Source organism: Dactylosporangium thailandense (genome assembly GCF_059739745.1).
Genome location: NZ_AP029195.1, coordinates 3,699,996 through 3,713,817, shown reverse-complemented (window position 1 = coordinate 3,713,817; position 13,822 = coordinate 3,699,996). Strand labels below are relative to the sequence as shown.

The 13,822-nt window shown below is 73.1% G+C and carries 14 protein-coding genes and 1 pseudogene; 5 read left to right on the top strand and 10 right to left on the bottom strand.

What is annotated here, in order from left to right:
* Positions 1-11 precede the first annotated feature (11 nt).
* The 4 genes and pseudogenes from AC6JBM_RS16720 to AC6JBM_RS16705 form a co-directional block, all read right to left on the bottom strand.
* Entirely contained in the window at positions 12-815 is an 804-nt protein-coding gene (locus tag AC6JBM_RS16720; RefSeq protein WP_350626056.1) for a carbohydrate ABC transporter permease, read from the bottom strand.
* A complete protein-coding gene (locus AC6JBM_RS16715) occupies positions 812-1,687 on the bottom strand; it encodes a carbohydrate ABC transporter permease (protein WP_497984507.1) in 876 nt (291 codons plus the stop codon). Before AC6JBM_RS16715 ends, AC6JBM_RS16720 begins: the two co-directional genes overlap by 4 nt.
* A complete protein-coding gene (locus tag AC6JBM_RS16710; protein ID WP_497986477.1) occupies positions 1,688-2,302 on the bottom strand; it encodes an extracellular solute-binding protein in 615 nt (204 codons plus the stop codon).
* Between the two features lie 86 nt (positions 2,303-2,388).
* A pseudogene (locus AC6JBM_RS16705) lies at positions 2,389-2,907 on the bottom strand (extracellular solute-binding protein); the annotation flags it as partial.
* Positions 2,908-3,090: 183 nt separating this feature from the next.
* Here AC6JBM_RS16705 and AC6JBM_RS16700 point away from each other — a divergent pair.
* Entirely contained in the window at positions 3,091-4,071 is a 981-nt protein-coding gene (locus tag AC6JBM_RS16700; RefSeq protein WP_497984506.1) for a LacI family DNA-binding transcriptional regulator, read from the top strand.
* Here the strand turns inward: AC6JBM_RS16700 and AC6JBM_RS16695 are convergent.
* The 4 genes from AC6JBM_RS16695 to AC6JBM_RS16680 form a co-directional block, all read right to left on the bottom strand.
* A complete protein-coding gene (locus AC6JBM_RS16695) occupies positions 4,021-5,541 on the bottom strand; it encodes a TolB family protein (RefSeq protein WP_497984505.1) in 1,521 nt (506 codons plus the stop codon). The two genes, AC6JBM_RS16700 and AC6JBM_RS16695, sit on opposite strands and share 51 nt — an antisense overlap.
* Positions 5,538-6,056, bottom strand: coding sequence for a SigE family RNA polymerase sigma factor (locus tag AC6JBM_RS16690; RefSeq protein ID WP_497986476.1), 519 nt, complete (start codon positions 6,054-6,056; stop codon positions 5,538-5,540). The genes AC6JBM_RS16695 and AC6JBM_RS16690 overlap by 4 nt, the downstream gene beginning before the upstream one ends.
* A gap of 72 nt (positions 6,057-6,128) precedes the next feature.
* Positions 6,129-6,899: a type I methionyl aminopeptidase gene (map, locus tag AC6JBM_RS16685; RefSeq protein WP_350626046.1), complete on the bottom strand. Its 771-nt coding sequence runs from the start codon at positions 6,897-6,899 to the stop codon at positions 6,129-6,131.
* A 43-nt stretch (positions 6,900-6,942) separates the two neighbouring features.
* Positions 6,943-7,095 (bottom strand): hypothetical protein, encoded by a 153-nt coding sequence (locus AC6JBM_RS16680; RefSeq protein ID WP_497984504.1) that lies wholly within the window; start codon positions 7,093-7,095, stop codon positions 6,943-6,945.
* Between the two features lie 99 nt (positions 7,096-7,194).
* Between AC6JBM_RS16680 and AC6JBM_RS16675 the strand changes: the two genes are divergently transcribed.
* Positions 7,195-7,920 carry a laminin G domain-containing protein gene (locus AC6JBM_RS16675; protein ID WP_497984503.1) on the top strand — a complete coding sequence of 242 codons (726 nt, stop codon included), beginning with the start codon at positions 7,195-7,197 and terminating at the stop codon, positions 7,918-7,920.
* A 10-nt stretch (positions 7,921-7,930) separates the two neighbouring features.
* Positions 7,931-8,686 carry an arylamine N-acetyltransferase family protein gene (locus AC6JBM_RS16670; RefSeq protein WP_497984502.1) on the top strand — a complete coding sequence of 252 codons (756 nt, stop codon included), beginning with the start codon at positions 7,931-7,933 and terminating at the stop codon, positions 8,684-8,686.
* Here the strand turns inward: AC6JBM_RS16670 and AC6JBM_RS16665 are convergent.
* Both AC6JBM_RS16665 and AC6JBM_RS16660 read right to left on the bottom strand, forming a co-directional pair.
* On the bottom strand, positions 8,652-9,338 hold the full coding sequence (locus AC6JBM_RS16665) for a response regulator (protein ID WP_497984501.1): 687 nt from the start codon (positions 9,336-9,338) through the stop codon (positions 8,652-8,654). The genes AC6JBM_RS16670 and AC6JBM_RS16665 overlap by 35 nt on opposite strands.
* Positions 9,335-10,609: a sensor histidine kinase gene (locus AC6JBM_RS16660; RefSeq protein WP_497984500.1), complete on the bottom strand. Its 1,275-nt coding sequence runs from the start codon at positions 10,607-10,609 to the stop codon at positions 9,335-9,337. Before AC6JBM_RS16660 ends, AC6JBM_RS16665 begins: the two co-directional genes overlap by 4 nt.
* 152 nt (positions 10,610-10,761) lie before the next feature.
* Between AC6JBM_RS16660 and AC6JBM_RS16655 the strand changes: the two genes are divergently transcribed.
* Complete coding sequence (locus tag AC6JBM_RS16655; protein ID WP_350626034.1) at positions 10,762-11,448, top strand: ABC transporter ATP-binding protein; 687 nt, start codon at positions 10,762-10,764, stop codon at positions 11,446-11,448.
* A complete protein-coding gene (locus AC6JBM_RS16650; RefSeq protein WP_497984499.1) occupies positions 11,445-13,814 on the top strand; it encodes an ABC transporter permease in 2,370 nt (789 codons plus the stop codon). The genes AC6JBM_RS16655 and AC6JBM_RS16650 overlap by 4 nt, the downstream gene beginning before the upstream one ends.
* Positions 13,815-13,822: the final 8 nt, after the last annotated feature.

The following is a 13,822-nucleotide window of genomic DNA, read 5'->3' as shown; positions in this document are numbered from 1 at the left end:
GGTCCTTGTTCTCAGTCTTTGACCGCGCCGGCGGTCACGCCGGCGGCCACGTACCGCTGGGCCACGATGAGCAGCAGCGTCGCGGGGATGGAGGCGACCACCGCGGTGGCCATGATGGCGTTCCACTGCTGGTTGTTGTTGCCGATGTAGTGGTAGATGCCGAGGGTGATCGGCTGCTGGGTGCCGCCGCCGTCCAGGGTGGTGGCGAACACGAAGTCCGACCACGCCCACAGGAACGCGAACAGGCTGACGGTGACGACGGCGTTGCGGCTCACCGGCAGGATCACCGACCAGAAGGTGCGCCACGGGCCCGCGCCGTCGACCCGGGCCGCGGCGGTCAGCTCCGCCGGGATGCCGGACATGAACGCGGTGAAGATCAGCACGCCGAACGGCACCGCGATCGTCGAGTCGGCCAGGATCAGCCCGGCCGTGCTGTTGAGCACCCCGAGGCGCAGGTAGATGGCGTAGAAGCCCATCGCCATGATGATGCTCGGGATCATCTGGGCGACCAGCAGCACGAAGCTGAGCACGCGGGCGCCGGGCGGGCGCAGCCGGGCCAGCGAGTAGCCGGCCGGTGCCGACACGGCGACCGTGAGGGCCACGGTGCCGAGGCCGATGAGCAGGCTGTTGCCCAGGTACGGCAGCTGCTGGTCGAGGACCGCGCGGTACCCCTCGAGGGTGCCGTGCAGCGGGAACAGGTGCGGCGGGTCGTCGCGCATGTCGGTGTCCCGGGTCAGGGACACGTTCACCATCCAGTAGACGGGGAACAGCATGACGGCGGTGAGCAGTACGCCGATCGCGGTCTTGAATCTCATCGCTGGGTCCTGATGTAGACGAGGCCGAAGACCATCGCGACGACGATGAGCAGGTTGCCCACGGCCGCGCCCGGGCCGAACGCGGGCAGCAGGTTGCCGAAGCCGAGCCGGTAGGACCAGGTCGCCAGGGTGGTGGACGCGTCCGCCGGGCCGCCCTTGGTCATGATCCAGATGATGTCGAAGACCTTGAGCGTGTAGATGAGCCCGAGCAGCAGCGTGATCGCCGAGACCGGCCGCAGCAGCGGGAAGGTGATGCGCCAGAACGTGCTCCAGGGCCGGGACCCGTCCAGCGCGGCGGCCTCGTAGATCTCGGCCGGGATCGCCTGCAGGCCGCTGTAGACCACGACCAGGTTGAACGGGATGCCGATCCAGATGTTGGCGAGCGTCACCGAGGCCAGCGACCAGGCCGGCGACGTGAGCCAGTTGACCGGGTCGGCGCCGGTCAGGCGCAGGGCCGCGTTGACGATGCCCGAGTCGCTGTTGAGCATCCACGACCACGTCGACGCCGAGACGATCAGCGGCAGCAGCCACGGCACCAGGAACAGCGCGCGCAGCGTCGCCGACAGCGGGAAGTGCTGGTGGAAGAAGATGGCCAGGGCCATGCCGATGGAGAACTGGAACAGCAGCGAGACGCCGGTGAACGCCGCGGTGTGCCAGACCGCCGGCCAGAACACCGGGTCGCCGAGCACGGTGGCGTAGTTGCCGAGCCCGATGAACGGCGCGTCGCCGCGCACGAAGGAGCGCACGGTGTAGTCGCGCAGGCTCAGGTCGAGGTTGCGGTACAGCGGGTAGGCGTAGAAGGCGAGCAGGTAGACCGCGACGGGCGTCAGAAACGCCCACGCGGCCCACCGCCCGTCGCGGGTCCGGTGCATCTACTTGGCGGCCGCGGCCATGGCGTCGGCCGGGGACTTCGAGCCGCTCAGGGCCGCCTGCACGGCGGTCCACATCGGCTGGGAGATCTTCGGGTACTTCGTGCCGAGGTTGTCGCTGGTGCGGCCCTTGGCGGCCTTGACCGCCTCGACCCAGACCTTCAGCTCGGCGTTCGCGGCGACCTGCTTGGCCTGCACGGCGTCGGTCGCCGCGATGTAGGACAGCGTCGTGTCGGTGGTGAGCGCGTTCTCGGTGCTGCTGAGGCACGCGATGAGCTTCTGGGTGGTGGTGTACCGCGCGGCGTCCTTCTGCACCGGCGCCGTCACGAACTCGCCGCCCGTCGGGGCGGGCGCGGTGCCGCCGGCCTTCGCGGGGATGGGGATGATGCCGTACTCGAAGCCGGCCTTCTTCGCGTTGCCCAGCTGCCACGTGCCGTTCTCGGCGAACGCGAACTGGCCGGTGGCGAACTCCTGCCAGCTCGTCGTCTGCGTGTTGCCGATGACCGAGTTGGGCGCGTAGCCGTTCTTGAGCCAGTCCGTCCACAGTTGCAGGGAGGAGACGCCCTCGGGCGAGTCGAGCTTGGTGAGGTTCGCGCCGGCGCCCCAGAACCAGGGCAGGAACTGGAGCCCTCCTCGGTACCGATGGCCGAGAACGTGATGCCCTTCTTGCCGGTCGCCTTCACCTTGCCCAGCGCGGCCGTCAGCGACGCCCAGTCCTTCACCGCCGCCGGGTCGACGCCGGCCGCGGCGAGCACCGCCTTGTTGTAGTACAGCGCGAGGGTGTTGGCGCCGATCGGGATGCCGTAGGTCTTGCCGCCGATCTGCCCGGCCGCGAGGAGGTTCGGCTCGACGGCGGCGGTGTCGACCTTCATCTCCTCGGTGGTGGTGAGCACGCCGGCGTCGGCGAGGGTCGACACCACCGGGTTGTCGACGATGAGCACGTCGGGGGAGTTGCCCTGCTGCGCGGCGAGCAGCGCCTTGTTCGTCAGGTCGCTCGTGTCGTAGGCGGTGCGCTTGACGGTGACGCCGGCGTCGGTGCCGCACTTCTGCAGCAGCTTGACCCAGTCGGCGCTGTCGTCGAACTGCGGGTAGGGGTCCCAGATCGTGTAGGTGCCGCCGGCGGCCGACCCGGTGTCGGGGGTGCCGCTCGTGGTCGAGCAGGCGGCCAGGACGCAGGCGGACAATGCGAGAGCGGCGGCGGCTCGGGATACGGAAACTGTCATGGCGGTTTTCCTCGGTGGGGTGTTAGGAAAGTCGCGGAAAACGATTGCCTTGAAGTTAGGAGGGGCTTGTCGGGCTGTCAAGGCGCCGTTACAGTCACACCGCAAGGAAACTCGGAAACTTTCACGGCAACGTTTTTGGGGGCTGTTCTGAGCAACGTCGTCCGGCCGGCCACGATCAGCGAGGTGGCGGCCCTAGCCGGGGTCTCGACCGGGACCGCCTCCAAGGCGCTCAACGGCCGCGGCTCGCTGCGCGCCGAGACCCGCCTGCGCGTGCAGCAGGCCGCCGACCAGCTCGGCTTCATCGCCAACGCCGCCGCCCGGGGCCTGCAGACCGGGCGCACCTACACCGTCGGCATGATCACCACCGACAGCATCGGCCGGTTCAGCATCCCGCTCATGATCGGCGCGGAGGACGCCCTCGGCGCCGGGCAGGTCTCGGTGCTGCTGTGCGACGCCCGCGACGACTCGATCCGGGAGCAGTACTATCTGCGCACCCTGCTGAGCCGCAAGGTCGACGGCATCATCGTCACCGGCCGGCGCACCCAGGCCCGCCCGCCGATCGCGGCCGGGCTGCCGGTGCCGGTCGTCTACGCGTTCATCAGCTCGTCGAATCCCGAGGACTGCTCGGTCGTACCGGACGAGGCCGACGGTGCCCGCCGCGCCGTGCGGCACCTGCTGGCCATCGGCCGCCGCCGCATCGCGCACGTCACCGGCCCCGAGCACCACCACTCGGCCCGCGTGCGGGCGGCCGCGACCGCGGAGACGCTCGCCGCGCACGACCTGGACCTCGCCACCCCGACCCTGCACGGCGAGTGGAGCGAGGCGTGGGGCCGCCAGGCCGCCGGCATCCTCCTGTCCACGGGCACGCCCATCGACGCGGTCTTCTGCGGCAGCGACCAGATCGCCCGCGGCGTGGCCGAGGCGCTGCGCGAGGCCGGCCGCTCCATCCCCGGTGACGTGGCCCTCGTCGGCTTCGACAACTGGGACGTGATGGTGGAGGCCAGCCGGCCCCAGCTGACCAGCGTGGACATGGACCTGGAGGGCATCGGCCGCACCGCCGCCGAGCTCCTCCTGGCCGCCATCAACGGCGAGCCGATCGCGGGCCAGCGCGCCCTACCGTGCCGGCTGGTCCCGCGCGCCTCGACCGAGGTGGCCGGCCACTGACCGCCGGCGGCGCACGGCCCGCACGATCAGCCCGGCGACCAGGAGCAGCAGAACCGCCGGCGTGAGCGTCACCCAGTAGAGCCAGGACGCGGCCGGGAACGCCGCCGGGTCCGGGGACGGGCCGCCGAACCGGCCGTCGAGCAGCAGGTCGTGCGCGACGTCGATGTCCCAGACGTCCACGCCGTCCGGCTGGATCAGGCGGGTCGTGCCGCCGCCGCGATGGAGTGCGAGCAGGTCGGCCGCCGAGACGGTCCGGTACGCGACCGGGAGGTCGTACGCCGCCGAGCCGGTGCCGTCGTCCTCCTGGTCCCGGTACGCGACCACCACCGCGGTCCCGTCGCGCTGCCAGCCGGCCACGCGCGCCGCCGCCCCGGATACGGGATCGAACCGGGGGCGGAACGCGAGATCACCGGTGGCGACGTCGAGCGTCGACAGCTGCCAGAACCGCCGGTTCCGCACGCTGTTCGTGCAGCCTTCGGTGCAGCCTTGCAGGTCGAACAGGGCGATGCGGGCGCCGTCGGGCGTGAACGCGCCGGCGCCGGCCAGGCGCTGGGTGGCCGACTCGAGGGTGCTCAGCGTCCGTGAGCTGCCGTCGGACGTGTCCACGAGGACCAGCTCGCGGTCCCGCTGCACGACCAGGTGGCGGCCGTCGGGGGCGAACGCGGCCGAGTTGATCGGCTCGAACACCGCCCCGCCGAGGTCGATGAGCTTCCGCGTGGCGCCCGTGGCCAGGTCGAGCAGCCACAGCGAGCCGCCCGCGTACCCGTACCGGGCCTCGTTGCCGTCGTACGGCGGCGTCAGCCCGTCCATGATCGGCTGGGAGGCCGGCTGCTGCCACAGCAGCAGTGCCGTGCCGTCGGGCTTCCAGGCGACCGGGACGTCGGCGGGCAGGTCCGTGAAGTGCCGCGCCCGGCCGGTGACGAGGTCGACGACGCTCAGCCGGCCCGACCCGCGGCCCGGCCCCAGGTGGACCTCGACCGAGTCCGGGCCGGCCACGAGGCGGCCGTCGGGCGAGAGCATCACGTCCTGGCCCACCTGCAGGTAGGTGTCCGCGTACCGCAGCATCCGGTACGACCCGTCCCGGCCCACCGAGGCGATCTTGGACCCGTACGTCCCGGGCAGGTCCACCGAGCCGAGGCCGGCCCGGTGACCGGAGCCGCTGAGCAGCACCGCCGCGGGGCCCGCCGGGGACTGGGCGACCGGCGCCTGCCACACCCACGGGTCGAACACCCGGCCCGGCACCGCACCCCCGGCGGGCGCACCGGCCGGCGCCGGCGGGCCGGACGTCAGCGCGACCGGCAGCGCCAGCACCACGGCCAGCACCGCGGCGACGGCGGCGCCGATCCGGCGCCGGTGGCGGCGGCGCCCGCGGCGCCAGAGGTCCTCCGGCACGCGGGACGCGGGCATGCGGTCGGCCTCGTCCGCCATCACCAGCCTCAGCCGGAGCTGCTCCGGCTCGGTCCGCGTCATCGTCCGACCTCCGTCCGGGAGAAGTCCAGCTCGACGAGTTCGGGGGCGAAGCGGCGCAGCCGGGCCAGCGCGTCGCGGGTCTGGCTCTTGACCGTCCCGACGCGGCAGCCGAGCAGCTCGGCGGTCTCCTGCTCGGTGCGGTCCTCGTAGAAGCGCAGCACGAGGACCGCCCGCTGCCCGGGGGCCAGCCGGGCCAGCGCCCGGCGCAGCGTCAGGCCGTCGGCGACCGTCGCGGTCGAGTCGGGGATCGGCCGGTCCGCCGCCTCGGGCACCAGCTCCGGCCGCCGCCGTCCGCGCCGCCAGAAGGAGACGTGCTGGTGGTACAGCGCGCGCCGCACGTACGGGTCCGGGTCGCCGCCGGCCGCGATGCGCGACCAGCGGCCGACCAGGCCCAGCAGCGTCTCCTGCACCAGGTCCTCGGCCAGATGCGCGTCGCCGGTCAGCAGGTACGCGATCCGCGACAACGCCGCGGTCCGCTCCCGCACGTACCGTGCGAAGGACTCCTCCGCGTCCACCGCCACCTCCTCACCATCTGACACGCCCGCGGCGGGGGGTCAGGAGGGGTGCCGGCCGGAAGTCCCGCCGCCTCAGGCGGGCCGGCGGGTCAGCACCTGGGCGCCCGAGGGCGTGATGGCCACGGTGTGCTCGGAGTGGGCTGTGCGGGAGCCGTCCGCGGAGCGGATCGTCCAGCCGTCGTCGTCGTACTTGATCCGGTCCGTCGACTGGCACAGCCACGGCTCGATGGCGATCGTCAGGCCCGGCTCGAGCTTCATGCCCCGCTTGGCGCGGCCGTTGTTCGCCACGTGCGGGGCCTCGTGCATGGTCCGGCCGATGCCGTGGCCGCCGAACTCGTTGTTGACGCGGTAGCCGTAGGAGTGGGCGACCTCGCCGATCGCGGCGGAGATGTCGCCGAGCCGCCCGCCGGGCTGGGCCGCCTTGATCGCGGCCTCCAGGGCGACCTCGGTGGCCTCGATCAGCTTCTGGTCGGCCGGGTCCGGGGTGCCCACGATGCACGAGAGCGCGGAGTCGGCGACCCAGCCGTTGATGCCGACCGCCATGTCGATGCTGAGCAGGTCGCCGTCGCGCAGCACATAGTCGTGCGGCAGTCCGTGCAGCACCGCGTCGTTGACCGACAGGCACAGCACGTTGCGGAACGGGCCGCGGCCGAACGAGGGAGCATAGTCCCAGTAGCAGGACTCGGCGCCGCGCTCCTTGATCCGGCGGCGGGCGTGGTGCTCGATGTCCATCAGGTTGACGCCGACCGCGGCGACACCGCTCAGCTCGGCGAGCAGTTCGCCGACGAACTGGCCGGTCACCGCCATCCGGCCGATCTCCTCGGCGGACTTGAGCTCGATCACGACAGTTTCCCTCTCCCGGTGCGGTATTTCTGTACTGGTATTTTTATACCATGCTCCCGAGTGCGCCCCGGAGCGGGGTCAGCCACGCGTCCCAGCGTGCCACGACCGCGACCGGCGCGATCGCCGCCTCCGTCACGTGGCCGCCCGCGAGGCCGGACGGCGTCACGTCATCACGGTGGAGCTCGATGCGTCGCACGTCTCCATGATCGGGCGTTGCACGACTCGCTCAATGTCCGCATCAGCGGATGTTTCGGGCAATTAGGATGAACCGCATCACGATCGAGCGGGGGAATCCATGCGCAGTCGAGGGCGGTACGCCGTCGCCGTCACCTTCAGTACCGCGGCGACCCTCGTGGCCACCGCCGCGGGAGCCGGCGCCGTCACCGAGGCGTCAGCGGGGCACGTCGTCGCCCGCTACGACATGGACGAGGGCCCCGGCGCGCGCACGATGGCCGACAGCTCCGGCCACGGCCTCGACGGCACCGTCGGCTCCGAGGTGCAGACGGGCGTCGCGGTTCGGGGCGCGACCGGCTACCGCTTCACCCGCCTCGACCCCGACACCCCGCCGACCCACCCGCGCCACCTCGCGACCGTGAACAGCGCGGCCGACCTCAACCCCGGCAACCGGGACTTCGCGGTGACCGTCCGGCTGCGCACGCAGTACCACTTCGGCAACATCGTGCAGAAGGGCCAGGCGACCGTCGAGGGCGGGAACTTCAAGCTGCAGATCCCCAGCGGCATCGTGCAGTGCCTCTTCCGCGGCGACCGCGGCTCGCTGATCGTGTCCTCGAAGAGCCGGCTCAACGACGGGGACTGGCACACCGTGCGCTGCGAGCGCACCCGGGACGGGCTCGCGCTGGTCGTCGACGGCCGCACCGAGGCGCGCAAGTCCGGCTGGACCGGCTACATCGCCAACGGCTGGCCGCTGTCGGTCGGCGGGAAGACGAACTGCGACCAGGTCGACGTCGGCTGCGACTACTACGCGGGTGACCTCGACTACGTCCAGCTCGAGGCGCGTTAATGTCCCTGGGGTGGACGACTACCTGACGCGGATCGGCGCCGCCCGGCCCGCCGCGGCGGATCTGGCGGCGCTGCGCACCCTGCAGCGGGCGCACCTGGGCACCGTACCGTTCGAGAACCTCAGCATCGGCCTGGGCGAACCCGTCCGGCTCGACGACGAGGGCCTGCTCGACAAGATCGTGACCCGGCGCCGCGGCGGCTTCTGCTACGAGGTCAACGGGGCGTTCGCGCTGCTGCTGCGCGAGCTCGGTTACGAGGTCACCATGCACTCGGCCCGCACCTGGAACGGGGAGCGGTTCGGCTTCCCGTTCGACCACCTCGCGCTGCGCGTGGTCCTCGACGGCGTGCCGTGGCTGGTCGACGTCGGCTACGGCCGGTTCGCGCACCACCCGCTGCGGCTGGACACCACCGAGCCGCAGCAGGACCCCGGCGGGGAGTACTCGGTCGTCCCGCACGGCGACGAGCTCGACATCATAGGGCCGGGCGGCCCCGAGCACCGCGTCGACACCCGCGACTACGCCATGAGCGACTTCAGCCCGACGTGCTGGTACCAGCAGACCAGCCCGGACTCGTTCTTCACCACGCGGCTCACCTGCTCGCGGCTCACCGAGGACGGCCGGATCACCCTCGCCGGGGACAAGCTGATCCGGACCACCGCCGAGGGGCGCGACGAGCGGCAGCTCACCGAGCCCGAGGCGATGGAGTCGTACCGCACCGACTTCGGCATCGCCCTCAGCCGCCTGCCGGCCCCGAAGTTCCCGGCGTGACGAGCCCGGTCTCGTAGGCCACCACGATCGCCTGGGCGCGGTCGCGCAGGCCGAGCTTGGAGAGGATCCGGGCCACGTGCGTCTTCACCGTGGCGTCCGACAGGAACAGGCTGTCGGCCAGCTCGGCGTTGCTCAGCCCGCGGGCCAGCAGCGTCAGCACCTCGATCTCGCGCGGCGTCAGCGCCGACAGGTCGCGGTGCAGGGTGGCGGTGCGGGCGTCGCGGGCCGCGTACCGCTCGATGAGCCGGCGCGTGATCGCCGGGGCGAGCAGCGCGTCCCCGGCCCGCACCAGCCGCACGGCCGCCACGAGCTGCTCGGGGCTCACGTCCTTGAGCAGGAACCCGGACGCGCCGGCGGACAGGGCCGCGTACACGTACCGGTCCAGGTCGAACGTGGTGAGGATGACGACCCGGGGCGCGGCGGCCGGCTCGCCCCCGAGGATGCGCCGGGTCGCCTCGAGGCCGTCCATCTCGGGCATGCGCACGTCCATGAGCACCACGTCGGGCCGGGTGCGCCGGACCGCCTCGACCGCCTCGGCCCCGTTGGCGGCCTCGGCGACCACGTCGATGCCGTCGGCGGTGAGGATCATCCGGAACCCGGTGCGCACCAGGGCCTGATCGTCCGCGATGACCACGCGCAGCGGTGCCGTCAAGAGGAAGCTCCCAGGGGAATCTCGGCCACGACCCGGAACCCGCCGGTCGGGCGCGGGGCGGCGGTGAGCGTACCGCCGTGGACGGCGAGGCGTTCGCGCAGCCCGGCCAGGCCCCGCCCGCTGCCGCGGGCCCCCGGCACCGGCTCGCCCCCGGTGTCGGCCACGTCGACGCGCAGCGTCCGCCCGTCGGCCGTCACGACGACGTCGACCCCGGCGCCGGCCGCGTGCTTGACCGCGTTGGTGAGCGCCTCCTGCACGACCCGGTACGCGGCCAGGCCGACCCCGGCCGGCACGCCGGGCGCGGCGACGGCGAGGGTGACCGGCACCCCGGTCTCGCGGACCCGGGCGACGAGGGTCTCCAGCTGATCCAGGCCCGGCTGCGGGGCGAGGTCCTCGCCGTCGGCGTCGATGGTGAGCAGCCCGATGACCTGCCGCAGCTCGGTCAGCGCCGCCCGGCCCCCGGACTCGACCGCCAGCAGCGCCTCCTTCGCCTGGTCCGGCCGCGCGTCCATGACCTTGCGGGCCGCGCCGGCCTGCACGACCATCACGCTCACGTTGTGCGTGACGACGTCGTGCAGCTCGCGGGCGAGCCGGGCCCGTTCGCGGTCCACGGCCAGCCGGGCCGCGACCTCCTGCTCGCGTTCGGCGTTGCCGGCCCGCACCCGCCAGGTGTGCAGGGCGTTCGCGGCCAGCCCGACCGAGGCGAGCATGAGGAAGAGGACCAGGCCCTGCGGCACGTCCGGCAGGTTCTCCTGCAGGTTGCTGACGGCGAGCGCGCCCGCCACCACGACGCTGGCCAGGGCGAGGTTGCGGTAGCGGGAGTACATCGGGGCGCTGTAGGCGGCGACGACGGCCGCGACCACGGTCCACGTGGGATTGCCGTCCATCCGGAACACCCGGAACGCGCAGACGGCGATGACGAGGAACGACGCGAGCGGCCAGCGGCGCCGGGTGGCCAGCGGCAGGGCGGTGAGCGCGGCCACGACCAGCAGCGCCCTGGCCGGCTGCTGGTCCGGCGGCGGGAGCGTGAACACGGGCGGGTCGGGCGGCTGCGGGACCCGGTCGAACGGGCCGTACACGATGATCGGTCCCGGCCGATCCTGGTGGAGGGGTTCGGAGGCGCCGTTGACCGCGCCTACGGTGAGCACCAGCGCGAGGATGATGTCGGCGGCCCACGCCCAGGGTGTCAGGCGGGTCTGGCCCGGGGTGACCACCCGCAGCCAGGCCATCGCGGCCCGCCATCCGCGTCGAGACAGTTCCCGCAGCTCCACCCGCCCAGTCTGGCCCACGGGCGGGCCGGGGCGCGTCGGGACCGGTGCGTACATCGCAATGATGACGCCCGCGGCCGTACGCCCTGATGCCGACCCGAAACCCGCACGGCGGCCGACGTGGTCGTGTCCGATTCGGCCCTAGCGTTCGCGGCATGACCGAATCGGGTGTGCTCATCGCGTTCGACGATGTGACGAAGCAGTACGAGGGCGGGACCGCCGCCCTGGACGGGCTCAGCCTGCGGGTGCGGCGCGGGGAGGCCCTCGCGGTGCTGGGGCCGTCCGGCAGCGGCAAGTCGACGCTGCTCAACCTCATCGCCGGGCTGGACCGGCCGACGAGCGGCACGGTGACCGTGGACGGGGTGCGGGTCGACCGGCTGTCGGAGGCGGCTTCGGCGCAGTACCGCCGCACCCGCATCGGCATGGTCTTCCAGTTCTTCAACCTGCTCGACGACCTCACCGTGCTCGACAACGTCCTGCTGCCCGCCCAGCTGTCGGGCACGGCCCGGGGCCCGGCGCTCAAGCGCGGGCAGGAGCTGCTGGAGTACCTCGGCGTCGCCCGCCACGCGAAGGCCTTCCCGGGCCGGCTCTCCGGCGGCGAGCGGCAGCGGGTCGCGGTCGCCCGGGCGCTCATGAACCGGCCGCCGCTGCTGCTGGCCGACGAGCCCACCGGCGCCCTGGACACCGCCTCCGGGCAGGAGGTCCGCCGGCTGCTCACCGAGCTCAACCGCGACGGCCAGACCCTGCTGCTCGTCACCCACGACCTCGCGCTGGCCGAGGCCTGCGCGACCCGCACCATCTCGCTCGTCGACGGCCGGCTCGCCACGGGGGTGGCGGCATGAGCGGGGGTCTCGGCCGTGTGGTGCGCTCCGGTGTCGGCCGCCGCCGGGTGCAGACCGTGGTCATGGCGCTGACGACGCTGCTCGCGGTGACCGCGTCCGTCCTCGCCGTCGGGCTGCTCGTCGCCTCCTCGGCGCCGTTCGCCGAGGCGTTCGAGCGCCAGCACGGCGCCCACCTCACCGCCCAGTTCGACGCGGCCAAGGTGACCGCCGACCAGCTCGCCGCCACGCGGCAGGCGGCCGGGGTGACCGAGGCCGCAGGGCCCTTCCCGACGGTCGAGCTCGCCCCGACGATCGTCAAGAGCGCCCAGAACATCCCGGTGGGGATCGACCTGCCCGCGGCCACCATCGTCGGGCGCCCCGACCTCGGCACCGGCCTCGACCGCCTCGAGCTCACCGCCGGTCGCTACGCCACCGGCCCCGGCGAGATCGTCTGGGCCGGCTCCGAGGCGCCGTTCTCCGTCGGCGACCAGCTGCGCTACGACGACGCCCCGGGCGCCCCGACGCTGACCATCGTCGGCCTGGCCCGCTCGGTCGGCCGGACCAGCACCGCGTGGGCACTCCCGGCGACGGTCACGGCGATGACGCCGGCCGGCAAGGGCGGGTTCCAGATGGTGTACCGCCTCGCGAAGTCGGCCACCGACGCCGACGTCACCGCCGGGAGGAACGCGATCGCGGCCACCGTGCCCGACGGCGCGATGCAGGGCGCCGCCTCCTACCTGACGGTCAAGTTCAACACCGAGAAGGTGGCCGCGACCTTCGCCCCGTTCGTCACCGCGTTCGGCGTGCTCGGCCTGGTGATGTCGGTGCTCATCATCGGCATCGTGGTCAGCGGGGCGGTCGGCTCGGCCACCCGGCGCATCGGCATCCTCAAGGCGCTGGGCTACAGCCCGGCCCAGGTCGTGCGCGCCTACGTCATGCAGGCGCTCATCCCGGCCGCGATCGGCGCGCTCGTCGGCGTGCCGCTGGGCAACCTCGCGGCGGTGCCGATCCTCAACGACGAGGGCGAGGCGTTCGGCACCGGCGTGCACACCGTCGACTGGTGGGTGTCCGTGGCCGTCCCGCTCGCGGCCCTGGCCGCGGTCGCGCTCACCGCGTTCGTGCCGGCGCTGCGGGCCGGGCGGCTGCGCACGGTCGACGCCCTCGCGGTCGGCCGCACCCCGTCGCTCGGCCGCGGCCGGCGGGCCCGGCACGTGCTGGGCCGGCTGCCGCTGCCCCGCCCGATGAGCCTGGGCCTGGCCAACCCGTTCACCCGCCCCGGCCGCTCGGCGACGATCGCCGCGGCGGTCGCCCTGGGCGCGCTCGGCGTCACCTTCGGCGTCGGGCTGGCGATGTCCGTCGGCGCGGTGCAGACCGCCCTGAACAAGCGCACGGCCGGCGACGTCGAGGTGTACGCGGGACGCCCGCCCACGCCCGGCGAGCCGAAGTCCGGGCCGGTCCGGGAGCCCGACCTGGCCGCGATCGAGGCGGCGATCCGGGCGCAGCCGGGCACCGCCAAGTACTTCGCGAGCTCGTACGCCGAGGCGACCGTCGCCGGGCTCACCGGCACCACCGAGATCGTCGAGTTCGAGGGCGACTCCTCCTGGGCCGCCTACGAGATGATCGCGGGCCGCTGGTTCGCCGCACCCGGCGAGGTGGTCGTGCCCAGCGCGTTCCTCGCCGCGGCCGGGGTCAAGGTCGGCGACACGCTGACGGTGAGCGGCAACGGCCGGTCCGCGAAGGTCACGATCGTCGGCGAGGCCCTCGACCTCAGCTCGGACGGCCGCCGGCTCATCGCCGACGCGCGCACGTTCGACGGGCTCGACCTGCCGGGCACGCGGGGCGGGAAGCAGTTCGAGATCCTGGTGCAGGACGGGACGGATCTGGCGCAGTACACGAAGGGGCTCGAGGCCGCCCTGGGCGACAACGGCCACGCCGAGGTGAACGTGGCCGAGATCAGCGACACCGTGGTCGCCATGGACACCCTCGCCGGGACGCTCACCCTGATGCTCGTCGCCGTGGCCGGCCTCGGCGTGCTCAACACGGTGGTGCTGGACACCCGGGAGCGGGTGCACGAGCTGGGCGTGTTCAAGGCGCTCGGGATGGGACCGCGGCAGACCGTGGCGATGGTGCTCACCTCCGTCGCCGGGATCGGCCTGGTCGCGGGGATCGTCGGGGTGCCGGCCGGGATCGCGCTGCACGACTGGGTCCTGCCGCGGATGGCCACGGCCGCCGGGACGCGCTTCCCGCAGCACATCATCGAGGTGTACTCCCTGAGCGTCCTCACCCCGCTGGCGTTCGGCGGTCTCGTCATCGCCCTGGCCGGCGCCCTGCTCCCGGCGGGCTGGGCGGCCCGCACCAGCACCGCGCGGGCCTTGCGCACCGAGTAAGGTTCCCG